Origin of the sequence: Sediminispirochaeta smaragdinae DSM 11293 (genome assembly GCF_000143985.1) — a bacterium.
Taxonomy (GTDB): domain Bacteria; phylum Spirochaetota; class Spirochaetia; order DSM-16054; family Sediminispirochaetaceae; genus Sediminispirochaeta; species Sediminispirochaeta smaragdinae.
The window spans coordinates 2,246,523-2,270,445 of record NC_014364.1; the positions used below are offsets into that span (position 1 = coordinate 2,246,523).

22 protein-coding genes and 2 tRNA genes are annotated in these 23,923 nt (G+C 42.6%); 7 read left to right on the plus strand and 17 right to left on the minus strand.

Annotated elements, in window-relative coordinates; translation table 11 throughout:
* Position 1: 1 nt before the first annotated feature.
* The 8 genes from SPIRS_RS10520 to SPIRS_RS10555 form a co-directional block, all read right to left on the minus strand.
* Positions 2–4,234 (minus strand): FlgD immunoglobulin-like domain containing protein, encoded by a 4,233-nt coding sequence (locus tag SPIRS_RS10520; RefSeq protein WP_013254667.1) that lies wholly within the window; start codon positions 4,232–4,234, stop codon positions 2–4.
* 27 nt (positions 4,235–4,261) lie between these two features.
* On the minus strand, positions 4,262–4,459 hold the full coding sequence (locus tag SPIRS_RS10525; protein WP_013254668.1) for a hypothetical protein: 198 nt from the start codon (positions 4,457–4,459) through the stop codon (positions 4,262–4,264).
* Positions 4,456–5,397 carry an MBL fold metallo-hydrolase gene (locus SPIRS_RS10530; RefSeq protein WP_013254669.1) on the minus strand — a complete coding sequence of 314 codons (942 nt, stop codon included), beginning with the start codon at positions 5,395–5,397 and terminating at the stop codon, positions 4,456–4,458. The genes SPIRS_RS10525 and SPIRS_RS10530 overlap by 4 nt, the downstream gene beginning before the upstream one ends.
* Positions 5,398–5,399: 2 nt before the next feature.
* Positions 5,400–5,894, minus strand: a complete 495-nt coding sequence (locus SPIRS_RS10535; protein WP_013254670.1) for a YkgJ family cysteine cluster protein — start codon at positions 5,892–5,894, stop codon at positions 5,400–5,402.
* A gap of 101 nt (positions 5,895–5,995) precedes the next feature.
* A tRNA-Tyr gene (locus SPIRS_RS10540) sits at positions 5,996–6,077 on the minus strand.
* Positions 6,078–6,124: 47 nt separating this feature from the next.
* Positions 6,125–6,198 (minus strand) — tRNA-Thr (locus SPIRS_RS10545).
* A 355-nt stretch (positions 6,199–6,553) separates the two neighbouring features.
* Positions 6,554–6,916 carry a carboxymuconolactone decarboxylase family protein gene (locus SPIRS_RS10550; protein WP_013254671.1) on the minus strand — a complete coding sequence of 121 codons (363 nt, stop codon included), beginning with the start codon at positions 6,914–6,916 and terminating at the stop codon, positions 6,554–6,556.
* Positions 6,917–7,457: 541 nt separating this feature from the next.
* The gene (locus tag SPIRS_RS10555) at positions 7,458–8,339 is read right to left on the minus strand and encodes an aminoglycoside 6-adenylyltransferase (protein ID WP_013254672.1); all 882 of its coding nucleotides are present in this window, start codon (positions 8,337–8,339) and stop codon (positions 7,458–7,460) included.
* A gap of 301 nt (positions 8,340–8,640) precedes the next feature.
* Here SPIRS_RS10555 and SPIRS_RS10560 point away from each other — a divergent pair, with 301 nt between their 5' ends.
* Together SPIRS_RS10560 and SPIRS_RS10565 are read left to right on the plus strand one after the other, a co-directional pair.
* Positions 8,641–8,946, plus strand: a complete 306-nt coding sequence (locus SPIRS_RS10560) for a transposase (RefSeq protein WP_171814765.1) — start codon at positions 8,641–8,643, stop codon at positions 8,944–8,946.
* A complete protein-coding gene (locus SPIRS_RS10565) occupies positions 8,939–9,775 on the plus strand; it encodes an IS3 family transposase (protein WP_013254674.1) in 837 nt (278 codons plus the stop codon). Before SPIRS_RS10560 ends, SPIRS_RS10565 begins: the two co-directional genes overlap by 8 nt.
* 261 nt (positions 9,776–10,036) lie before the next feature.
* On the opposite strand, the gene SPIRS_RS10570 is transcribed toward SPIRS_RS10565, so the two are convergent.
* The 5 genes from SPIRS_RS10570 to SPIRS_RS10590 are packed head-to-tail and all read right to left on the minus strand — an operon-like array spanning position 10,037 to position 14,713.
* On the minus strand, positions 10,037–10,864 hold the full coding sequence (locus SPIRS_RS10570) for a carbohydrate ABC transporter permease (RefSeq protein WP_013254675.1): 828 nt from the start codon (positions 10,862–10,864) through the stop codon (positions 10,037–10,039).
* A 2-nt stretch (positions 10,865–10,866) separates the two neighbouring features.
* Positions 10,867–11,763: a carbohydrate ABC transporter permease gene (locus tag SPIRS_RS10575; RefSeq protein WP_013254676.1), complete on the minus strand. Its 897-nt coding sequence runs from the start codon at positions 11,761–11,763 to the stop codon at positions 10,867–10,869.
* Positions 11,764–11,821: 58 nt separating this feature from the next.
* Complete coding sequence (locus tag SPIRS_RS10580) at positions 11,822–13,120, minus strand: ABC transporter substrate-binding protein (RefSeq protein WP_013254677.1); 1,299 nt, start codon at positions 13,118–13,120, stop codon at positions 11,822–11,824.
* A gap of 26 nt (positions 13,121–13,146) precedes the next feature.
* Positions 13,147–13,920, minus strand: a complete 774-nt coding sequence (locus tag SPIRS_RS10585) for an amidohydrolase family protein (protein ID WP_013254678.1) — start codon at positions 13,918–13,920, stop codon at positions 13,147–13,149.
* Complete coding sequence (locus SPIRS_RS10590; protein WP_013254679.1) at positions 13,913–14,713, minus strand: amidohydrolase family protein; 801 nt, start codon at positions 14,711–14,713, stop codon at positions 13,913–13,915. Before SPIRS_RS10590 ends, SPIRS_RS10585 begins: the two co-directional genes overlap by 8 nt.
* Before the next feature lie 197 nt (positions 14,714–14,910).
* Here SPIRS_RS10590 and SPIRS_RS10595 point away from each other — a divergent pair, with 197 nt between their 5' ends.
* Entirely contained in the window at positions 14,911–16,047 is a 1,137-nt protein-coding gene (locus SPIRS_RS10595; RefSeq protein WP_013254680.1) for an ROK family protein, read from the plus strand.
* A gap of 13 nt (positions 16,048–16,060) precedes the next feature.
* Positions 16,061–18,343: a glycoside hydrolase family 3 C-terminal domain-containing protein gene (locus tag SPIRS_RS10600; RefSeq protein ID WP_013254681.1), complete on the plus strand. Its 2,283-nt coding sequence runs from the start codon at positions 16,061–16,063 to the stop codon at positions 18,341–18,343.
* Positions 18,344–18,471: 128 nt separating this feature from the next.
* Here SPIRS_RS10600 and SPIRS_RS10605 read toward each other — a convergent pair whose 3' ends face one another.
* Positions 18,472–18,684, minus strand: a complete 213-nt coding sequence (locus SPIRS_RS10605) for a TOBE domain-containing protein (RefSeq protein WP_013254682.1) — start codon at positions 18,682–18,684, stop codon at positions 18,472–18,474.
* A 60-nt stretch (positions 18,685–18,744) separates the two neighbouring features.
* Between SPIRS_RS10605 and SPIRS_RS10610 the strand changes: the two genes are divergently transcribed.
* From SPIRS_RS10610 to SPIRS_RS10620, 3 genes are all read left to right on the plus strand, one after another.
* A complete protein-coding gene (locus SPIRS_RS10610; protein ID WP_049784619.1) occupies positions 18,745–19,170 on the plus strand; it encodes an endo alpha-1,4 polygalactosaminidase in 426 nt (141 codons plus the stop codon).
* A 627-nt stretch (positions 19,171–19,797) separates the two neighbouring features.
* Positions 19,798–20,166 carry a PEGA domain-containing protein gene (locus tag SPIRS_RS10615; protein WP_013254684.1) on the plus strand — a complete coding sequence of 123 codons (369 nt, stop codon included), beginning with the start codon at positions 19,798–19,800 and terminating at the stop codon, positions 20,164–20,166.
* A gap of 3 nt (positions 20,167–20,169) precedes the next feature.
* Complete coding sequence (locus tag SPIRS_RS10620; protein ID WP_013254685.1) at positions 20,170–21,624, plus strand: lipoprotein N-acyltransferase Lnb domain-containing protein; 1,455 nt, start codon at positions 20,170–20,172, stop codon at positions 21,622–21,624.
* A gap of 102 nt (positions 21,625–21,726) precedes the next feature.
* On the opposite strand, the gene SPIRS_RS10625 is transcribed toward SPIRS_RS10620, so the two are convergent.
* The 3 genes from SPIRS_RS10625 to SPIRS_RS10635 form a co-directional block, all read right to left on the minus strand.
* Positions 21,727–22,335, minus strand: coding sequence for a hypothetical protein (locus tag SPIRS_RS10625; protein ID WP_013254686.1), 609 nt, complete (start codon positions 22,333–22,335; stop codon positions 21,727–21,729).
* A gap of 16 nt (positions 22,336–22,351) precedes the next feature.
* Positions 22,352–23,050 (minus strand): hypothetical protein, encoded by a 699-nt coding sequence (locus tag SPIRS_RS10630; RefSeq protein WP_013254687.1) that lies wholly within the window; start codon positions 23,048–23,050, stop codon positions 22,352–22,354.
* Positions 23,051–23,283: 233 nt separating this feature from the next.
* On the minus strand, positions 23,284–23,862 hold the full coding sequence (locus SPIRS_RS10635) for a hypothetical protein (RefSeq protein ID WP_013254688.1): 579 nt from the start codon (positions 23,860–23,862) through the stop codon (positions 23,284–23,286).
* Positions 23,863–23,923: the final 61 nt, after the last annotated feature.

Consider the following 23,923-nt stretch of genomic DNA (forward strand, 5'->3'; position numbering starts at 1 on the left):
GTTATCGCTTTTTCTCCAGAATAAACTCGACCCGCCTATTCTTCCAACGATTCTCGATATCGCTATGCGGGACAAGCGGCTTTGTTCCGCCTACTCCCACGGCATCCAGCCTGTTACGATCGATGCCACGCTCAACAAGGGCCTCGACAACCTTTTCGGCGCGGGCCTGGGAAAGGGGCATAAGTTCCGTCTGCTCTTCCCTCTCAGCCTTCACCGGGTCGGCCCAGTTGATGAGAGCGGCATGCCCTTCAACCATAATCTGGTAGCTGCGATACTTCTGTAAGATTTCCGCAAGGCGGTCGAGAACGTATCGGTTACGTTCCGCGACTTCCGGATCATCTTCGACAAATTCTGCCTTGTTCGGCTGAAAGATGATACTTGCGATTTTAATCTTCAGTAAGTTTCCCTCTCGCACCACCAGAACATCTACGGGAATCCTACCGTCGGTGCTGTTTCTGTTTCCGAGCACGTCGGTAGCCGAAAAACGATAGGGATAATCCATTGCAGCATACACCAATTCGCCAGCATCCGACTTACCGTCCCAAATGATCTGATCCGCAGGGCTGCCGCTTCCACCGTACTGTTTGAACACCTTGCCCTCAGGATCATAGATGGTCAGGGTCCAAGAATCTATCTCGCTTCTATCCTTTACATCGAGATGCATGGTCAATTCGTCATCCACCCCGTCGTTATCCGGCGAAAAGGGAACGGGATTCATGTCGATCGCAATCTCAGGAGCACTTCTGTCAAGAAAGAAGGGAGAACTCTCGGCAATGGGCCGATTTCCCTTTTCATAGCTAACGGTAAATCTCGCCCGGTAACTTCCCTCGACGTAGTTTCCGTTTTCGTTTTTTCCATCCCAGACAATCTTTGTCGGAATCTGTTTTTCGCCCGAGAAGCGGCGTTCAACAGTTCCGTCCTCACGAACAAGTTCTACGCTCCATCCGGATATTCCATTCTTATTGTTTACGATGGTAGTCAAACCGATATCTTCGAACTTTCCGTCACCGTTAGGGCTCAGGGCCCCGGCATCGGCGGTGACGAAAACGGACGTGGGTGTGGTATCGGCAATGAGCCCAGCAATCGTCGTCTCAAAATGGTTACCGGCCTTATCCGTACTGGTTAGGCGATAGCTGTAGCTCCCATCGGGAACCTTATTTCCTGCTTCTCCTGTTCCGTCCCAGCTAAAATCGCTGAGATTACCCTTCCAGAAGGCTCGCTTTATCGATTCGCCGGCAGCGTTGAGGATTTCTCCGCTCCATAACGTTTCCTTGTTTCCTTCCTGGCGTATCACTATGGTATCTTTTCTTCCATCGCCGTCGGGACTGAAAAGTTTCCAATCGGTACTAATCGTTGCCGCAGGATAGATGGTGTCAAGCTCGAAAGATCGGGTTGTAGTCTGGGGACTGTAGCCGCTGTCATAGACAACCAGGAGTTCGGCACGGTACATGCCGTCTTTCGCAACACGTCGATCATTATCACGTCCGTCCCAGAATAAACTTTCAGGAAGAGAACCTGATCCTTCTATGGTTCGGATAGCCTTATCACCCGCATCCTTTATCGTGACTACATAATGATCGATTCCTTCACTGCGCTGTAGTTTGGGGATAAGCCCCATACGCTCCTTTACCCCGTCGCCATTCGGGCTAAAGGCTTCTGCTTCGGCAGTGAAAATGACCTCGGTTTTGCTGGTGTCAATGGAAAATGTGCGCTCGCGGGAATGTCCGGTATTACCGGCACGATCCGTTGCCGAAAGAATATAGCGATAAAGACCGTCGGGAACGAGCCTACCATCGTTATCCGTTCCGTCCCAGACAAGTTCGGCCGGAGCACTTTCAATCCAGGTGAAATCTCTAACGGTTTGGTCCCCGTCTCCATCCACTCGAGAAATAACGCCTTCCCACCGCTGTTCAAGGGATGTCTCCTGATACAGGGTAATCGTATCCTTGTTCCCATCGCCGTCAGGGCTCAAGACAGAATCGGAAGTACGGACCATGGCACTGGGGGGCGCCACATCAATAGTAAAGACGGGAGAGATGGCGGATGGAAAATTCCCATTTCTATAGAGTACTTGAAGTTCCGCTTTATAGGATCCTTCGTCGAGAATAAAGCCGGTATCGTCTTTTCCGTCGAAGGCGATTACTCCGGGAGCAGTCTCCATCCCCTTGTATGTGCGAACGTCGCCCCCACTTTGCTCCTCTACGGTCAAACTCCAATGCTCGATGCCCCGTACCACGGGGATCTCCGGAGTAAGGAGAAGAGTGTCGTAGACACCATCGCCATTCGGAGAAAAATGGGAACGCTCAATCGAAAGGGATATGGGGGTCGGCTCCGTATTTATAATAATATTGGATATTCTGGCCTCACTACTGTTACCGGCACGATCCGTTGCGGATATCCGATAGCTGTAGACTCCGTCGGGAAGGAGGATTCCCTCGTCGTCGGTACCGTCCCAGATAAAGCTTTCGGGGCTGCTCCAGGGCCAGCGTACATGGCGTCCTACCGTTGAGGAGGCATCCAGGATCTCTGCGTTCCACACCTCTTCATAGGAGCCTTTCTGTTCAAACGTGATGGTATCTTTGTTACCGTCATCATTTGGGCTGAAGATGAGATTATCTCCGTTCGGCTGGTCAAGATGTATCTCAGGCGGGGTATTATCGACTACGATCCGATAGGCGTCGGTCCTGCTCATGTTTCCATTATCATCGTAGGCCTGTATATAAAAGGAGTACAGTCCGTCGGGAACGACGGCCCCGTTTTTGTCGGTTCCGTCCCAGCGAATCCTGTCCGGAATATTGATTCCGGATTTTACGGAAAGAAGCCGATCAAAAAAACCGCGAAATCCCTGGTTCTCAATACGCTTTTCTTTGTTTTCGATCACTCGTACCACAGAACCGGCTTCGTTTTCGATCAGAAATTGATAGCGCATAACATAACGACTGTCCGTAATCTTCACAGGAACCGAAATATCATCTTTTACACCATCATTATTGGGACTGAGATAGGCAACAACATCTTCTATCGCATCAAGATGTTTCTCATTCTCTTTGGGAGACTGCTTAGAAGCATTATCTTGTTGAACCGACCGAGGAACGGACTGATATTTTCCGCCGGCTTTTACCTTACCCTTAACAAGGAATGTAGCAACATCACTGCTTTCCTTCGGGGATTTACCACCATCCTTCGGAACAATTTTATCTTCATCCGGATTGGTACTTCCGTCCTGGACAATACCGTCGATATCGATATCAATCTCGGGAGGTTTTTTATCGATCACTCCAAGGGGGATATTGACGCCGCCGCCGATGGCCCAGACATCTTCGATGACCGGAGCGACGGTAAAGGATGGCCGAACCTCACTTTGATCCCAACCACGTTCGGACAAACCAAGAAAATCATTTTTGTCGGAAAAGTCGGTAGTAAAATTGAACACAATGCCGACAGAGGGGATCATCTGGGCGGTATCACCGTCGTCCAGCTGATTGAAATCCATCCGGGTCCCTGCATGTATGGTAAGCACCTGGCCAATGTTGAATTCACCGCCGAGAGCCAACCTCGTATTGGAAAAGCCGGGAAAGCCCAGCTCCGTATTAAGTGCGAATCCGAAGGAATCGCCCTGATATAACAGCGCCCTTGCTCCGACGAGAGGAGTAAAGGGATCGGGGTAACTATCATCGTCGATACTGGTGTATCCAATATTTTTTAGGGCCCCTCCCCAGCGGAGGTCCTTGATAAAACCTCGGCTGCCCAGTTCCTGGATCAATCCGAGATCCATAACCGTGGAAAAGCCTCCCGATCCGCTCAAGCCGAATCCAAGCCCGATTCCGGTAGAGATCCCGGGATACAACTCCTTGGCGAAGGAGCCCTTCAACGTAAGATCGGTGTCGGCACTATAGCCAGGGAAGTCACTATCAAGGAAGTGTGATGAAAATGAAAAGACACCTAACTTCGTCGGCAGGGTGGCCCCGAGATTGACAGCATTTCCCTGAAGGCCGGAAACTCCATCGTCGGAGCCGGCAATTGCGAAGTAACTAAGGTCAAGGGTTACTCGTTGTGTCAAAGCCGAAGCCGCGGGATTGACCGCATCGGCTTGAGGAGAAGTATATGAGGTTACAAAACTCCCCAAGGCCGCATATTCTGGTGAATACAATTCTTCACTTTTGTCCGGGCTCTCTGCCCAGAGACAGACGGAAACTGCGACAAATAAGAAGAGTAATATTATCTTTTTTTTCACGATACCTATCCTTTTCATACGGAAAAATTACCCCTTTGACGAAAGAACATCAATATTTTTCTCATAAAGATACTCTATCTGCTCCATTTCTTCGATCGATAAGCGCTGATACAGGTATGTTTCGATCCGCTGCATCAAATCCACCAGAGGCTCGTCTCCCTCCGGTTCGTGATGTTTTAGAAGCAAATAGACCCCAATAAGCTCATTTCCATGCAAGGCAATCATACCTCAACCACCAAATCTTCCGTTGCAAGATCAATTTTGATCTTTTTGTTCTTCAGATGGGAGCGATACCAATCCGCCGACTGCTGCATAGCATAGAGCTTTCGGTCGTCATATTCAGGTTCGTGATGAAATAACACCAAATGTCGGATCTTCCAGGCCGAAGCGAAGTCGACGGCAATGCTATAAGAGGAGTGTCCCCAATTGTATTTTTCGATAGCCTCACCCAATGTGTATTGGCTATCCATAATCACAAGATCGGCTTTCTCAAAATAGGCACGATTTGCATCGGTTTTCTGGAAATCGGCCTCGGAGAGCTCGGTATCGGTCGAAAAAATTGCCTTCTTCCCCCTCTCTTCGACGCGATAACTGACAGATTCACCGGGATGACGCATCTTTTTCCAGCGTACAGACGCATCACCGATACGCAAAGGGGTATTATCGATCGTATGGAAATGGAGCTCTGCTGCAGCCGCATCCAGGCCTATGGGAAAATAGGGATCGCGCATCTGTCCTTCAATAATCTCGCGAAGGTCCTCCCGAGGGCTGTAAAAATGGAGAACAGCACGCCTATCATAGAGCTTGGAAAAAAAAGGAAGCCCTTGAAGGTGATCCCAATGAAAATGGGAGAAAAAGATATGAAATGTATCGATATGCTCCTGTTCTTTCATCAGCATGGAAGAAAACTGTTGCATACCGGAGCCTGCATCGAAGAGTATGACATCATTCCCGGAGGTTCTGACTTCGACGCAGGTCGTATTCCCGCCGACGGTTCCAAAAAGCGATGCAGGAAGCCTTCCGAGAAAGCGTTCTCTACTTAGCTGAGAGTCGAGATCTTCTGGCCGCGCCATTTGAAGCACCGCAGCAATTTTGGTTCGTACCTGTTCGGACGTCAGCGGCCGCGGAAGCGAACCTCGAACCCCCCAGAAGCGAATTTTCATAATCAGCGTCCCTCTTCGTCATCACTGCCAGCCCCACGGAGCCAGGAAAGATCGTCCTTATCCATATCGATAAAACGTTCCTTACGCCGCTGGAAAAGCCATTGTTCGATTGTTTCTCGTGAGTGAAGTTCTCCCCTATCAATCCCAGGGCAATCGGCAGTCAAAGCTCTCCACGTGTCGATTGACTCAAGATGGGGAGCCCAAAAGGGATAACTGCGGCATTGCAAGGGCCTTGCCTCGTAGGCGATACAGCCGCCCTCTCCCCAGAGGATACAGTCGTAATTATCTTTTTCCTGCAAACTAAGCCGCTTGACAAGTCCGAGATCAACAGTTCTGCAAAACTGATCAAGAAACGATGAGACCGGCATACGAAAATGTAGAATCAAGCGATCAAGGTCTTCGTATGACAGAAAAACAAAGCCGGGTTCATGCCTGCAACAACGAGAACAACGAGTGCAGGTAAATCGTAATCCCTTTTCATAAAAGGTGGTATTCATACTTCCCTATAAAATTACGCCGGATTGATACGAAAAACAAGCATTTATAACTCGACTTTGTATATCCGAAAAAAAAGGCCTTCCGAAAAACGGAAGGCCTTTGGGGAGAGAAGGATTCGAACCTTCGAAGGCGTAGCCAACAGATTTACAGTCTGCCCCCTTTGACCGCTCGGGAACCTCCCCATTGCTATAACGCAGCAGAATCTAACATAAGGTTAGATCTTTTGTCAAGCCACCTGTCAGATTCGAACTGACGACCCCGAGATTACAAGTCACGTGCTCTGGCCAGCTGAGCTAAGGTGGCATCAAATATATCAAAATACTCCATTTGTACCTAATATTACCATCTAAAACCAAGGTTTTTACGGCAATTTCGGCTTGTTTGGGAGCATTTCACCCACAATAAGATACACAAAATCTTAACGGTAGTTAATCTTTACGTCGATTTCCTACACATAAAATCGCCGCCATTTAGCAGCGAAACCATTGAAGCGGAATATAGCGAAAACTAAGGAAATGGTCAAGGGAGCTAAAGGTAATTCAAAACACAGCCTGAAGCACATTCACAATGATGGGAGGACCAGAACAGAGCCTATTTTTCTGATTCCTTACGAGCATCAAGACGGAACCCCATATTCTCTGTTAGTGAGATCCAGAAATCAGCGGTTGTGTTTATCTTTAAAATAGTCTAAACAATTCAATGCAAATCTTGCATAAGCACCAGCAGGGCCACCACCCATTTCAATTGCCACATCAATTGTTTCGAAGAATTCTGAATCAGTCGAACTCGCTAAAAGTGCTTGCTCCGTATGCCACTCAATACATGGTTCACATTTAGTAATAATCGACATGGAAAGAGCCATTAATTCTTTATGTTTTACAGAGATTTCTCCTTCTGAGAAAGCGGATTTTTCAAGTTTAAGAAAATGTCTATATGTTTCTGAATTATCATAAAATCGTTGATGTAACTTTTTCCTATTAAGAATACTTTGCTCAATCTTATTTTTTGAAAATGAATTCATGTTATTCCTCCTGAAAATCTTAATTTCGGATATTTCACCTCCAGAGAATATCTCTATTATTAGAGATTATACTTCGAAAATCAGATTTTCCCAAGAAATTTACCTAACGGTCCGCCAGGAGAGTAGCAACAGCTGTATGGGAAATGCCGCTACAAGAATTCAAAAACTAAACTGTTTGGTTTTCATAAAGACGCCTCGCAGGAATAAAGGCTTCCATCGATTCCGTTTCCAAACTCAATCGTTTGTATCCTCGACGGCGAGCCTCTGAAATGATGAATTCCAAAATCTGTTTGAAAACTCCTTGTCAGAGAAACTCTGGAACTGTTTTCATTGACTTCACCTCACCGTGTAACGATGTCAATTTTTTCAAGGCACCATATCCCGCGAGCTTCTCATCCCAGCGAAGTGACCACAGGGTAATCTTTGGATTTTCATATTCTTCAAGGTTGAGTGCATGAATGCTTTGGGGAGGGGATTCGACGAAAAAGTCTTTGCATTGTCGATAACGTCTCTCAAATATGATGGTGGGGTGGTGTACAGATTAATAAATGCTTTCGGCATCATCAGATAAAATCCTAACATGATTAAGAAATGAAAGCACCTTGGCCGCATTATCTTCTGGAAATCTATAATTACATTCTTTTGCAACGAAGATAGCAGATTGTATGAAAATATCATAAAATACATACAGAGAATCCCAAATCCTATAAAAATTAGAGTCAACATAAGTTCTTAAATACTGTCCCCATTTTTCCGGTTCAAGAAATTTCTGAAGATACTTTCCTTTTGCTCCAATAGATTTATCGAATCCGGTTTTTAAACCGATTTCCCAGGATAACATTAATTGAACTGGTTCTCTTAACCAACCTTCAATATAGAATTTCACTAAAGGAAGTTCTTTTCTCCATATCGTTTTTGGAATATGAGAACCTATTGCAAAAAGGAATGCATCACAACAACCAGCAAATTGATCTTTGGAAGGCTTTCTAATGAAATAGCTTTTTTCACTTACAGGAGGAAGATCCGTGCAAAGATTGTCTTTATCAATAAGTACTATCGATAGACTATCTGTACATTTCTCATCCAGTTTTTCAATGTTAAAAAAAGACAAATCAATGCGATTACCGTCAAGAAATTGCATATTATAGTTGTGATAACTGCCATCAGCATCATAAGGCGGCCACGGACCAAAATTGGGTTGTTCAACAATAATGGTTTCACCAAAATAGGGAACAACATCTTTTTCTATTTTATACGGTTCAACATCAGTAACATAACAAACAATATCATAATCCTGAAAAATATCTTTTTGTATGTTGGGATTCACTCTCGACCCATTCATAATAACGACACGTATTCGATTATCTGCTTCCACAAAGTTATATATAAGATCCAATATTTCTTTTTCTGTTCTTGTTGTCATTTCTTATCCTGAAGTGATTTCACCACAATATCATATAACTCTTTATCAACACGAGATTCATGCAGATATCCAACGAAATGGCCTGAGCGTATTATAATCCGGCCAGGAGAAGGGCACAACTCTTATAATCCTCCTGAACCGATCAAAACACAGCTTGCAGTACATTCACGATAATTGAGACGGCCAGGAGAGATCCCCCGGCTTTAAGGGCCATTTATGCTGAGCCCAGATTTGCGAACAGTTTTTAACAAGGAGTAAGGTGGAATCTCCGATGTATGATACCATATACAAGGAGAAGTACGTGAGACGAAAGTTTGATGAAGAGTTCAAGGCCGAGGTAGCTCTTGAAGCGCTGAAGGAAGAAAAAACACTGCAGGAGCTGGCAGAGGAGTATGAAGTCCATCCCAACCAGATCAGTGCCTGGAAGAAACAACTTCTACAGAATGCGAGTTCCCTTTTTGAGCGTAAGAACAAAAAGAACCAGGAACTTGACGAGGTGAAAAAGCGTGAACAGGAACTCTATAAACAGCTTGGCCAAGCAAAATACGAGAATGAATGGTTAAAAAAAAGTACAAGCAACTGTACGGAAAGGATTACGAATGATTGATCCTTCTGACCGTCATCTCTCTATTGCTCGGCAAAGCGAACTGGTTGGTGTAAGTCGTTCTCACCACTACTACAAAAAACGTGCCCCACAACGGGCTGATATAGAAGAAATGATCAAGCTGAAAGAGTTGTTTATAAAGTATCCGTTTTATGGTTACCGTAAACAGATGCTTGAACTGGGCAATGAATCTATTGTCTCTACGGTAAAACGGGTCCGCCGTTTCATGAAAGAATTGGGCCTTAAAGCGCTGTCACCGAAGAAATTGACATCCATCCCGAAGAAGGAGCATCCGGTTTATCCATATCTGCTGAAAGGAAAGAGGATCAGATATCCCAATCAGGTCTGGGCGACCGATATTACCTATCTGAAGCTTGAAACAGGATATGTTTATCTGGTTGCCATTATGGATCTCTATAGCCGTAAAGTTTTAAGCTGGAGGATTTCACTCACTATGGATGCAGAGTTCTGCTGTGAAGCGTTAAAGGACGCCCTGAGAAACTATGGCACGCCTGCGATCTTCAATACAGACCAGGGAAGTCAGTTTACCTCCTATGGCTTTCTTCAAATCCTGAAAGATGAAGGTATAGAAATCAGTATGGATGGTCAGGGCCGTTGGCGGGATAATATCTATGTTGAACGGTTCTGGCGAACTCTCAAGTATGAAGATATTTACTTGAAGTCCTATGAATCAGTGCGAGAACTGAAAACCGGACTTACCCGGTACTTCAGGTTCTACAACAGCCGAAGATTTCATCAGGGCCTGGATTATAGGACTCCGGAAGAGATGTATATATCATTCCAGGAAAAGGAGCTTAAAGCTGCTGCATAGTCAGATTATACCGGTAGGTTCCACCTTAAATAGTTTGCAAAACTGTTTGACAAACGGGCTCAACATACTTTCCTTTCCGTTTAGTTTACCATGATTCAGCATTAATTATGAAAATTTTTAAAAATACTTTTACATGGATCAAAACACACCCTGCAGCATATTCACAATGATTGAGGCAGCCAGAACAGAGCCCCTTGGCTTTAAGGATTCTCTTCTGCCGCCGATTTTACCGCTCGGAGCCTTCGTAGTTGATATACGTCATTAACCTTTTACCGCACCCAAAGTCATGCCGGAACCAAGATTCTTGTTTGCAAATATTGAAAGGATTACAGCAGGAAGAAGAATGATTACACCGGCGGTAGCCATCATATTCCATTCAATACCAGCCTCGCCCATGTATGTCATCATTGCCAGCGGTAGGGTTTTAGCATTGGATGAAGAAAGATTCATTGCAAACATGTACTCATTCCAGGTAAATACGAAGATAAGCACTCCGGTAGCACCTAAACCAGATTTTAGCATCGGCAAGACTATCCTGAAGAAGGCCTGCAACCTTCCGCAGCCATCTATCCAAGCGGACTCTTCGAGGGATTCCGGAATGTCTGCTATGAAACCACGCATCATCCACACGACGTATGGTATATTCATTGCACAATTGAGAAGGATTAAACCTGTGAGGGTATCATAAAGACCAAACTTCCTGAACAGAATGTATGTTGGGATCAGTGTGCTGATTGGCGGAATGAATCTGGAGGCAAGAAGGAACATCCCTAACGCCTCTTTTCCCTTAAGCGTTGATCTATCCAGGGCATACGCGGCAAATAATCCAAGAACGAGTGGAATCAATACGGAGCATAGTGCGACAATTACCGAATTCAGCAAAAGCTGTACCAGATCATTCTGAGAGAAAAACTTGATATAATTCGTAAGGTCGATTCCGGTAATAAGCTTTGGGGGTTGAGTAAACGCTTCCCTATAGGTCTTAAAGGATGTTACAACTGCCCAGTATATTGGAAACAGGAATATTGCAGCGAACAGAGCAAGCAGGATATATACTACAATCTTGGATACAGTTTTCCTTTTAATCATTATCACCCCTCCTTCTTTACAAGATTTCTTCTGAGAATAACCACGCTGAGTCCCATGAGCAGAAGGAACATGACAACAGATAAAGCTGAGGAGACGCCAATATCATATCTGCTGAAAGCCTGTCTCCATATAACCAGGGACATAGTCTCTGTGGAAGTCCCCGGGCCGCCTTTTGTCAGGGAGTAAATAAGGTCAAAGCCTCTGAATGCCCATACCAGGCGGAAAACCAATGCAACTTCCAGTACGGGAAGGATGGATGGAAGTGTAACCAGAAAAAAGGTTTGAACAGCACTCGCTCCATCGATTTTTGCGGCTTCGATTGGTTCAGGATTCAATGCCTCAAGAGCTGCCAGGCAAAGAATAAACGTATAGGATGTCCATTGCCAGATATCTGCGATTATAACGCTGGTGAGAGATAAATTGCTGCTTCCCAACCAGTTGATTCTATCAATGCCTATACAGCTAAGGATATAATTGAGAATTCCAAGATCGTAGTTATAGAGAAATTTCCACAAAACACCAACTACTACAGGAGCCAGCATCATCGGTATGAAAAGAACAATCCTGAAAAATGTCCTGCCTGTTGTGATAGAGGCTGCCAGAAGTGCCAGGATTAGTCCCAGAATCATTGAAACAACAACAGCAATTATGGTGTATTTGAAGGTAATCAGAATTGATTTACTGATCAGGGAATCGGAAAAAACCTTTATATAGTTCTTAAGACCTGTGAATTCTGCATCCTGCGGACTAAGAAGATTATAGTTCTGGAAACTCAAAATAGACGTATAGATCAAAGGGAATATTGTAATCAGCAATACGAATATCACTGAAGGCAATAGCATGCAAAGCATCAACCTATTATCGGCGGCCCTTTGCCTTTTTTGTATTGAATTTACCATTATAATCTCCTTTCATTCTTCCCCGGGGCACCCGGAAGTGTCCCGGGGATTAGTATGATCACAGCATCTTATCGATTTCAGCTTTTGCCTTTGCCAATGCTTCAGATGGTTCAAGGGTTCCAATTACTGCTTCTTGGACATAACTGGCTAATACATCCATGATAGCTGTGGTCTGATGAGTCTTCGGATAGACATAAGTGTGACCTGGCTGGTTGGAAATAGCATTCATGGTCTTGAAGTGAGGATACTTCTCATTCAGACTTGTGGAAGTAAGCAGGGATTCCCTTACCGGAACTGCGGCACCCATAGTTCCTTCTACGAGACTCTCTGTCCTTTTTGCATTCAGCATATACTGAATAAAGAGATATGCAGCTTCCGGATGCTTACAGTTTCTGGTTATTGCAACACCCCATGTGCTGGAAACGGCAGCAGCATGTACATTACCCGGCCATTCTGCAAAACCCACAGAATCGGAGATAGCGGACTTCTCAGGATTGATTACGTTATTAAGCTGGGAGTTTACCGCTGGCATCATTGCGGCATTGCCCTGGGCGAAATTAGCAGCAGCTTCATCCCAGTGGTTGTTGATGGACCCTGCCGATGAATACTGGGAAAGCTGGATAAGATACTCAAGAGCACCTAAGGCTTCCTTGCTGTCCAGAAGACAGGTTTTTCCATCTGCGGAAAGGAAGGCACCGCCATTTTGATATAGGCAGTTGAGATATACGTCCATGACACAGGTCTTCCCGAGGGCGAGAGACAGACCATATCTGCCGTCTTCGGTATTGGCTCTTGCAAGCTCAAGCATTTCGGACCAATTCTTTGGCGCTGTCTTGATGAGGTCGGTTCTATAATAGAGGAACTGTGAATTGAACTTCCACGGCATTGCCAGTAGCTTTCCGTCGATGGAGTTTGCCTCAAGCAGCGATGCAGACACATCTTCAATCTCGAAAGCCGGGTCATATAAAGCCGGGTCGTTCAGGTACGTGTTGATATCTGCAAGCCATCCGCCTTCATTGAATTCAGGCAGCCAGTACTCAGTGGTGGCAATAATATCGTAACTTCCGTTTTCAGAAGAAATGTCAATAACGATTTTATTCTTCATTTCGGAATAGGCAACCTGTTCAATATTGACCTTGATCCCAGATTCCTCATAGAAGGCCTTTGCCATCTCAGCCATCCAGTCTGCCTCATAACCGGAATGTCTGATGAATGTAAGAGTAACGCCCTGGTATGGAGCATACTTTGGATCAACAGTCGCAGATGCAGGAGCTGCGGCATTTTCTTTAGCGCCTCCAGCAAATACCGGAGAGAGTGCGATAAGAACCGATAACGCGATGAATACTACCCTTTTCATATTTTCCTCCTAAATGAGATTTCCTATTAGATCGATAGCTGGAGCGCCCGTACGGCATTTCCGAAATAGATGGCGTCACGCTCTTCTTCCGTAAGTCCGGACCTATCTACCATCTCAATTTCAATACATCTGTTTTTGTAGAATGGAACATTCGAACCAAACAGAATCTTATCAATACCTGAATCACGGATTGCCCAGTTAACCGGATACATAAGCTGATGGATATTAGCAATGTCCATATAGACGTTATCAAGGGAAGCTGAAAGATATCTGGAACAATTTGAATGCGTTGTATCCTTCATGGATGAACCATTGATAAAGGTAATCTCAGGATACTTCTCAGCAACCTTCCTCAGCATATATGGAGCCTCAAGGACGGAATACTGTGAGGTATAGCAGAGAACTATTGGATGGTCATATTGTGAAAGAGCATCCATGAACTGCAGCATAGTCGGGTTATCAAAGGTAAGACCTGTCTTATCATTACTGAATACCAGACCTCTCATTCCCGGCATAGACATTATTCTGTCTACCTCGGGAACAGCAGCATCCCCATGCCGTGGATCTACCGTACCAAGTCCCGCAACGAACCTATCCGGATATTTCTTAAGGGTAGCTGCTATCTTATCATTCTGCTCCCGAGAGCTTTTTACTCCATACGGGACAGGGAATGCCGGAACCGGAGAAACAATGCCATACTGGATTCCATTCTTATCCATAAGAGCCAGAGCTTCTACGGCAGAATATGACCTGAGCTGATCTTCTCCGATATGAACATGAACGTCGATAATCTTACGCATTTCTGCCTCCTGCAATTTCAAAAAGTCTTTCAAAATTCCTGAAGAAGATATTATCGCGGTCATCCTCAGTCAGATCGGATTCATCTATAAGCAGCTTATCGATACAGAGATCTTCAATAAAATATGGATTATCTGATCCAAACAGGATCTTTTCAGAACTTCCGAGTTTCTCTATCGCTGTTTCAATAAGATTATTATGATTCCACATGCAGCAGGTATCAAACCAGACATTAGGACAGTGTTTTGCGATTGCTACCATGTTGTCCAGCTGAATCTGCGACATCATCGGGTGTCCACAAATGAATTCAATGTCCGGAAACTTTTCGGCAAGAATCCAGAGTGAAAAAGGTGGTTCAAGCATCGAATGCTGAGCAGTATGCACCTCTACGATCATATGTTTTCCATGGTGCATGACTTCAGTCAGGATGTCGTGCATAATTGGTTCATGCATAGCGACGCCTCCGAAATCATGGTGAAACATGAGGCCGGCAAGACCAAGTTCACCGAGCGCATAATCGACTTCCGCAAGTGCAGGCTTTCCGTGTCTTGCCTCAGCAACAGCCAGCGCCATAGGGAAGATATCGCTATGAGACTTCTGGATTTCCGCAACCTGAACGTTCATCTTTCTTGAGGACACTACCCCTTCCGGATCCTGGTAACCTGGAATAGGAGAAACGACGGAATGAGTGATACCGTTCTTCTTCATTCTGTCCAATACAACATCGATACTTCCACCAACGTATAGAGCGGCACTGCTTCCGACGTGGGCATGGACATCTACAACCTTGTCCATTTTAACCTCCAGACTTGGTAATTAGTTTATTCAATAAATTATTATATCCTGTTATTTCGAGAGTGCAACTGTTTTTTTGGGTAAAAAAGCATTAAATTATCTATATTTACGCAAATTAAGGAGATTAATTAAAAATATTAGTTGATTTATTAAATAAACTAATAGATAATGAGAAATAAAGTATAAGGGAGAAATGCATGACACACAAGAATGCAATGAACCAGGCTGCAATGAAACAGCAAAACAGGGAAAAGACAATGCAGGAACTCTGGATCCATTCTCCTATCTCCCGCACGCTTCTTGCACAGGAAACAGGATTGAACAAGGCGACTATAACCAATGTAATAGCCGATCTTCAAAGCAACAATCTAATCACGACAATCGGAACCGAGCATTCAAAACCGGGACGTTCCCAGTCCCTGATTATGTTCAATAAATCATATGGATTATGCGCGGGAGTTGTCTTTCGACCTCAGGTCATTAGCCTAGCTGTTTCTGATATCTATGCAACCATCCTATGGTCTGAAGAGGTACGGTTCACAATCTCTACAGACCCAATGGAAGTGATCGGTCAGTTAGTGGAAAAGCTCAAAACTGGAATCAGTTCCTGTTCGCATGTTTCCACAAGACTGCTTGGTGTAGGTGTTGGTACCGCAAGCCTTCTCAGAGAAGGTGATGACATGCTTTACGCAATCCACAGCCTTGATTGGAAAAATATTCCTCTGAGAAATATCCTAAGCAAGGAATTCAAGGTTCCAATCATAGTAGATACAGGATCCAATAACGGTATGGTGGGAGAACAGTATTTCGGATTAGCTAAAAATATCCGTAATGCATTTTATCTGAGTATCGGCTACGGCATTGGAGGCTCTATCCTTGCAAACGGGAAAATCACAAGAGGACAGGACGGTTTCGCCGGAGATGTCGGACATATGACCATCGACTTGAACGGTCCTTATTGCCGTTGTGGAAAAAGAGGCTGCTGGGAAGTAATGGCATCTGAGATTTTCCTTGATTACAGACCGTTTGCTGAGTATATAGACAGAGCGAATCAGGGGGACAAGGAGGCCATCAAGAAACTGAACCTTATCGGAAAGAATCTCGGAAAGGGAATTTCAACCATTATTTCCGTCCTGAATCCCGAGCTCGTCATACTTGGCTGCGACGTTACCGTATGCGGCAACTGGGTAATGAACCCGCTTCGCTCTGAACTCAAAGCAAGAGTATGGCCATTTGTACTTGAAAAAACGAGAATTGAATATTCAACCCTTGGCAATACATCCAACATGCTAGGAACCCTGATGAGGGTTATTGAAACGATATTTAAATCATAGCAAAAGGACAAACATGAAGAACCAGGAAAAGCTAAAGAAACTGACTGTCGAACAGAAGGCCCGTCTCTGTATCGGTATGAATTTCTGGATGTCTCAGGATTATCCGGAAGCTGAAGTGGAATCACTGTTTTTCTCCGATGGTCCTCATGGACTGAGGCAACAGGATGTACAGCATGCTGACCACTTAGGACTCAATGAAAGCATTTCGAGCATTTGTTTCCCGACTGGCTCAGCTTTGGCTTGTTCCTGGAACAGAGATACTTTTGCGAAAGTCGGCGATGCACTGGGAAGAATGGCAAAGCGGGCTGGTATTCACATGGTATTAGGCCCCGCGATCAACATAAAACGCTCCCCGCTTTGCGGCAGAAATTTTGAATACCTTTCAGAGGACCCCTATCTTACAGGGGAACTTGCAACCGCTTTTGTAAAAGCCATGCAGGAGAACCATGTATCTGCGTGCCCAAAGCATTTCCTTGCCAACAATCAGGAAACCAGACGCAAGTCCATTAATACAATTGTTGATGAAAGGACCTTACGCGAAATCTACCTTCCGGGATTTGAGAAGAGTGTAACAGAAGGAAAGACTATGGGGCTTATGACCTCCTATAACAAGGTCAATGCTGTGTATCCTGCGGAAAGCCTTGAAATCACCAGGAAGATCCTCAGAGAAGAATGGGCTTTCACAGGAACGCTGGTATCTGATTGGGGAGCCATAGATCAGATCGTACCATCGATAAAAGCAGGACTGACGATACAGATGCCGGGAAACGATGGGAGCACAGCAACGAAAATCATTCAAGCAGTCAGTAACGGAGAACTTAGCGAAAACGAACTTGACTCAGCTGTCATGACCCTTTTGGACACGTTGGAATTTACACATGGGAAAGCACGGGATACCATTACCGAAGACGAATGTCATGCAATTGCTTTGGAAGCTGCCTGCGACTCGATAGTACTACTTAAAAACGAAGGGAACGCCTTGCCCCTTTCCGGCTGTAGGATTGCTGTTATCGGCGAAATGGCAAAAAAGCCCAGATATCAGGGCGGCGGAAGTTCCCATGTCAACCCGTACAAACTCACCAATAGCTATGATGAAATGTTGAAATACAGTTCGGCTATCTCCTATGCAGATGGGTATCATGGGGATACAAGCTCTGAAGAAGTGCTGAAAGAAGCTATCGGCGCTGCTTCACAAGCAGATGCGGCGGTGGTATTCGTCGGCCTTCCGGCAAGCTATGAAACAGAAGCTTTGGACAGAACTTCAATAGAGATACCGGAGGATTACAACCGGCTGGTAGAAGAAGTCTTAGCTGTAGCGAATAAAACAATAGTGGTTCTCTGCAATGGTTCTTCTATTGCCTTTCCATGGGCAGATAGGGTCGATGCAATCCTGGAAGTCTATCTATGCGGTGAATGCTCAGGAGAGGCCATAGCAAAGACATTGTTTGGATACAACAACCCAAGCGGTAAACTAGCTGAAAGCTTTGTAAACAGACTCGAAGACACGCCTGCATTTCTGGATTTTCCTGGAGATGGCAGAGAGGTTCGCTATACTGAGGGAGTATTCGTCGGTTACAGATACTATGATGTAAAAAAGATTGAGATGCTCTATCCCTTTGGACATGGACTCAGTTATACCGATTTCACCTACTCCGGACTAAGGCTCTCTTCAGCGAAGATGAGCAGCAACGATACTCTTTCTCTATCAGTAATGATCAAGAACACTGGCAATAAAGCAGGTGCTGAAGTTATACAGATCTACGTACAGTCTCCGCTTGGCATGGTAAAAAGACCAATAAAGGAACTTAAAGGTTTCGAAAAAGTATATCTTGAAATCGGGGAGGAAAAAGAACTGGAATTTCTGCTTCCTCCAAGAGCATTCAGCTACTATGAAAGGGATCTCCATGACTGGTACACACCATCAGGTGAATATACAATCCACGTTGGATCTTCCAGCAGGGATTTACGATTAAGCGGAACTGTATTCATGCACAATGAATATTCATTTATCCCTCGCATCACAAGAAATTCCCTGCTGATGGATATTCTTCCTCATCCTGATCTTTTTGAGATCTTCAAAACAACATATGCAAAGATCAAACCGTACTTGCCATTTGGACTACATAAAGCTGCTCTTGACGACAAGGTTAGTCAGGCATTACTGAAGAATATGACCTTCAATTCCCTTGCCGGATATGTAGGAAACCACCTCTCTGATGAAGATATTGAAATCCTCGTTAAGAAGATGAATCAAAAGCTTGGTGCAACACTTTCCGTTACGAAAGAACGGAATTAGGATACACGAAACGCTTGAGTATATGTATTTCCCGGATGGAGAATCTGCTTTTTTAGTTGCGAAACATATTCTATGTTATCCTTTGTTTGAGTAAATGAGAAATGTTGTTGCAACAACTCCTAACAGATTCAGTCGTCAATACCTACCATTACATTTGAAGCTTTTATTATGGCATAAGCTTCCTTGCCAATTTCAAGATTCATTCTTTCTGCAGAAGTGTTCGTGATAACTGAAACCAACTCCTCGCCTCCCGGCAATTGTATGACGATTTCAGAGTTCACTGCACCTTTGCGCAATTGAGTGATGTTACCTCGAATCTGATTCCTCGCACTTAACTTCATATATAACCTCCTATATAGTATAATGCAAAAGTAAGCACTTATGATTAAAAAAGCAATGCTTTGAATGAAAGTGATTTTCCGAATACGGCTACATTTTTAAGTGCTCTTCAGGCGACTAATTACGATGTTCTGCTTATCGATTTGTTTTTTGATGGGACAGAGGAAAGTGAGCTTTCTGCTTCTGAGGTGGCTGCATTAAGAGCGAAAGCGAATGGAGGAAGTAGAATCGTACTTGCATATATGAGCATAGGTGAGGCTGAGCACTATAGGTATTACCGGAAGGGTTCATGGAACGATAATAAGCCGGTTTGGCTGGCCGGAGAAAACTCTGACTTGCCTGGTAACTATAAAGTCCGTTATTGGTCAGATGACTGGAAAGAAATTATCTATGAAAATGATCAATCATACCTAAAGAAAATCATTGATGCGGGTTTTGATGGAGTCTACCTGGATATCATAGACGCCTATGAATACTTTGAAGATTGATACTATACCTCAAATTTTGATTTTTATCTTTGCTTAATGACAACATCGCATTGAAGAGCCTGTAAGTGTTTTTCCGAATTTCAAACTTGATTTTTAGTTTAGATACACTACCATTATACTAATGTTACATGAATGGAGTTGTGTTATGTATCATTTTTATGTTGATGAGATTTCAACGCATTCAGGAAAACACAGAGTCCATAAGTTGGGCTGTAGCTGCATGAAACTAGATAGGATTTACTTAGGTGAGTTTAGCAGTTGCAAGAATGCTATGGAGGAAGCAAAGAAAATCTACAAAGAGGTAAAAGGTTGCCATCATTGCTGTAGAGAATGTTATCTTAATGATTCAGTTGAGAAATCTCCTTTACAACAAGAAAAAGCAGAAACTTCTTAGACTTTCCCTTTTCACCGAAGGTGGAGAATGGCAGAATCTTGCTTTAGGAATAAATGCTCTGGTATAGACAACCCTGTACCGGCGTCAAAACGGGTGATTGTATCAAGAGCACTACATCAGCTCCTTGGTGCAGGAGAAGCGTATGAGAAACATAGAGGTAATTGAGATTTAGATATAAAAAATATTGACAAATAAATATGAATCTTGATAAAATAATGACAGGAGGAAAATGAGTGAAAAAAACAAGTCTTATCATTTTGTGTTGTGTATTGTTAGTAGGTTTGTTATCTGGGTGTGCAAGTATTTTTCATGGAACAAGTCAAGAAATTACTTTCGAGACATCTCCAAGTGGAGCTAAAGTTTTTCTTGATGGTGATCTTGTAGGTACTACCCCTTTCTCAATGAAAGTAAAAAAGAATAAGTATAAAAGCTTTCGTGTAGAGCTTGATGGCTATCAAACTATTCAGAGAGAAATGAGTAAAGAATACGATCTAATTGCACTTCTGAATATTTTTTGGGACCTTTCAACTACTGATTTACTCACAGGTGCTGCTTTTGAATATTCTGATAATTCATATTTTATTGAATTGCAAAAAAAGTAAAGAATGGTATCTAAGAAATTATACGCCACATTTCTTGTGGCGTTTTTTATTTTTTTACAACAAGTCTACGGGGATTCAGATATAATTATCTCTCGAGACCTCACAAGGTTTATTTTTAGATATTATTATATTTTACCGTATAATGATTTTTTAAATAGTGTTATTAATAAAATGGAAGAAGATTTCCCAGGATTTGATCCTTCTATTTTATTTTATTCAGTGAAAGATTATAGTAGTAGTGGTCCTGGAAACTTAGTCCGTCTATTAGAAAAAAACATAATTCAACAAGGTCTGCAAGTAAGGGAGTACACAGATACTTCCCCAATAGAATTTCGAAATGATACTGACCTGTATTTGCTTTTTATAAGTGATACAAGTAGTAAGGCTGAATCATCCTTTGGTCATATTTCATTATTACTAAAATCGGCATCAAATATCTATTTTGATACAGTAATCACTTTTTTAGCTAGTGACTTTACTGATTACAATACGGGAAAGCATAGTATTTCAAAGTATCTAAAAGGGGCTTTCTCAGAAATTGATGGAGAAATTGTATATTATCCTTTTTTTGATTTGCTGTATAAAAGTATAATTGAAGAAGGTAGAATGGTAATATGCTATCGGATAAATATTAGCAGGGAAGAAAAAAAAGCTCTTGTTAATAGCTTATGGGAGTCTATTGATAATGACTACTCGTACAATTTTTTCACAGAAAATTGTTCTACGTTTATATTTGACAAATTGCTAAATGTATCAGGAAGAGAAAATATGAGACTAGAATTTACTCCTCCTGTAATTGTTCTAAGAGAATTATGCAACAATAAACTACTTGAATATGATGGTGCTTTTTATAATAAAGGAATAAGTAAAACGGTAGCAATTGAATATGATAATAAAGAAAAATTCGACTTATCAAAAAGTACATACTATCGTACAAGTAATTTTTATTACCTAAAAGATGGCGCTGCCGTTGAATTTTGCTTTTTTAATTTTAGCCGACCTTTTGATGGCCTTCTCTCGCAAACTGCAAATATTTTTGTAGGGAATATAACTTTTGATAAAGTTGATTCTGACTTGTCAATATCAGAAATTGTTCCTGTGGAGTTTTATTTCCGACCATCGATCTATAAATCTCTGGGAGGATTATTTGACTTGTCAGTTAACTATAACTATACAGATGACTTATTCATTCGGCAAAAATATGGCTTATTCTTTGATATAGGTTCTTTTCGATTTGAAGGATATTATAAATATACTTCAAATCATTATTCCGATGATAATTTTAAGTTTCGTCTGTTATTTTCCAATTCTGCTGTAGATATTTTTTGTATTTGGGACTTACGTGATCATCCTTACTTCAAAGAGATAGGAGGTTCATTCCAGGTAAAAAACAACATGTATGTATTTGCGAATCTTCAAAATGATAGTTATCAGCTTGGTATTACTATTCTGTGGTAACATTTTGAGTATTGGGAGTTTTGTCGAATCGTCCATCTAATTTATTGAATTTAGGTCAAAAAGAGCGGACTCCAGCAAGAATCCGCTCATAGTATCGCATGTTTATGAATTATAATATTTGGCCGTATGATACTTGAAAAGAGCACGCAGTACCGAAAGCGTATTATCAATTGAAACAGATGCTCCTGTATATGCATCGACAAAGTCAAATTTTTCCCCATTTCGTTCGACCTGCCCCGCATCAGTGATATCCTTCAACGAAGTCATCTTATCAATTTCAGCTTTACTTTTGTACTGCAAATATGGCAGGAATTCATTCTTTATTTCATTATAGGTAATTCCATTCTCAGGATTCACGGGACTATCACCCCAAAACTGAAATGCTATATTCCGAATCGTTGCCTCTTCCGGGGTATCATTATTGTTATTGATTTCTACATAGAGAAGGTGCTGATAGTTTTCTGAAGCAGCCCGACAATTACAAGAAAGGTAGCTTATCTGATATTTTGTATAATTGTCTATCTCATATTCGTAAAGAATTACGGCTGCATAAGGCTCAGAAAGACCATGCTTAAGATGTTGATATTCGATGATTCCGTTACTATCAAAGTTTGGATACTGAGCCTCTTTAGTTGAACTACTGCAACCATTAAAGAAAAGAAAAGCGATAAGCAGTATGCTAAAAACCAGATACAATGTAATTTTTCTCATTTTGTTTTACCTTGACCTATTCTTCAACCTTGTGAAGTTGATTGAATTGGATCAGATGATAATTAAGCCGGTGCAGGGCATTGTAGTCATATTTATTATTTTCGCCATACGATACTTTTACGTGCTCCAGATTCTTACCTTTATAGGTCCAAAAACCTCCTATGTTGTAAAGTTTTTCAGGGTCATATCCTAGCTTGATCAGCAACCCTCTGGTCATACCTGCATAACCCCCTCCTCCACACATAAGAAAAATCGCCTTATCTTCAGGAAACAGATCTTTTATGATCATTTCAGATTCTTTAAAATTGGCTTTGACAGTATCGATGGCACCAGTGTCATTCCATGTCAAGGTAAAAAGGGTCGGACCATTATATTGGGTAGCGGCAACAGCCTCGGGTAGGCCACTCAAATTTGCCAGAAAAGGATACGGAACGACCTCAAACCCCTCAATTGTTCCCGATAATACAGGATCTCCTCCAATGGCCGAATAGTCACCCGGATCAATAAGCATTCGTACATCAACATAAGCAACATCATCTCTTCCGACCCAGTCATCAATAGTATTGATATTGATGTTTTTGTCGACACCGAACTGGCTCGTTTCGTCTACAGTAGCTTTAGGAAGTGTCTTCACCGCAGCTTCATTATCATTACTGCAAGTCGCCAACAGAATAAACAAAGCAAGGATTGAAACTATTGGTACAAACTTCTTCATATGGATTTACCTACTCCTTTGATATTTTTTATATACAGTCTAATTTTATTTATTATCATTCAAAATTGGTTTTTATACAACTACTTTTATGTTATTGTTATATGTATAACTATATTGTGATATAATTATGGATATTATCAAAAAATATAATAAAATAGCTGCGGCCATTCATACTTGAAAAAGCCGCAGCTATACAATCACTTAGAGCAATCAACCAAAATACAAAGCAGTGATTACCAAATGTATCTATTATCTTCGAGAACAGCTCCCGTAAAGGTGTGGTTACTTGATGTTATTTCTATATAGTCATATTCTGCATCAATTAGCCATGCCACATAACCATCATAATCGTAATATTCCATATAGCAGGTATAATCTCCGAAAATGGGACAATCTACAGTACCTCTTGCGGACCATGGATCAACACTCTCATCATAAAGATCATCATCATCGGTATCCTGCCAGAGCGCTAATACAATCTCATCCATATCTTCAGGAGATAAGGATGAGGCATCTATCGACAGGCTAAAAGGTACATCATCCTCTGCAGTTGTGGAATTCCCTAGATTAACAACATTACTCACAATTTGGTAATCTGAACTGAACCCATCACCAACAAAGAATGCAGCAAACTTTATATCAGGTTCATCCTCAGATGAACAACCGGAAAAATCAATCGTGCCACTTATTGTCCAAGTCTTTTGTACACTCTGGTCATCATCGTCGGAACCGCCCAGGTCACAAGAAAAAAGCAAAAACACAGTCAGAATTGTTAGTACACTACCTTTAATGAACTTACTCAACTTACTCATAGCATCATCCTTTTTATAAAATTTTTATAGATAATATCCCCAACTATAAGGTTTTGCAAGA